Origin of the sequence: Anaerotignum faecicola, assembly GCA_024460105.1 — a bacterium.
Taxonomy (GTDB): Bacteria; Bacillota; Clostridia; order Lachnospirales; family Anaerotignaceae; genus JANFXS01.
The window spans coordinates 1-543 of record JANFXS010000118.1; the positions used below are offsets into that span (position 1 = coordinate 1).

The window sequence follows — 543 nt, forward strand, 5'->3', positions numbered from 1 at the left end:
TTAAAAAAGATCGGTTTGCCGGTCCATGAGGTATCCATGATGATGTCCATTGCACTGCGGTTTATCCCGATACTGGTGGAGGAGACGGATAAAATCATGAAGGCGCAGATGGCGAGAGGTGCTGATTTTGAAAGCGGAAATATCATTCAGAGGGCGAAGAACATGATTCCTCTCCTTGTCCCGCTGTTTATCTCGGCATTCCGGCGTGCTACGGATCTGGCTATGGCCATGGAGGCGAGGTGCTACCGCGGCGGTGAGGGAAGAACGAAGATGAAGCCGCTTCATTATGCAAAGCGGGATGGCGTGACATATCTGGTTTACATCGCTTATCTGGCCGTGATCATTGTTTTGAGAATCCTGATATAAGGCGGTTTGGAAGAAGATGAAACGGATTAAGCTGATAGTGGCCTACGATGGCACAAACTACTGCGGATGGCAGATTCAGAACAACGGACGGACCATAGAAGAGGTCTTAAACGAGGCGCTGACGGCCCTGCTTCATGAGAAGGTGGCGGTGATCGGTGCCAGCCGGACTGATTCCGG

The 543-nt window shown here is 51.2% G+C and carries 2 protein-coding genes; both read left to right on the forward strand.

All coding sequences use genetic code 11. From position 1 onward, the window contains the following. On the forward strand, positions 1-366 hold a 366-nt coding region (locus NE664_13040), incomplete at its 5' end, for an energy-coupling factor transporter transmembrane protein EcfT (GenBank protein MCQ4727558.1). A 16-nt stretch (positions 367-382) separates the two neighbouring features. After that, a partial coding sequence (locus NE664_13045) for a tRNA pseudouridine(38-40) synthase TruA (GenBank protein MCQ4727559.1) occupies positions 383-543 on the forward strand: 161 nt, incomplete at its 3' end.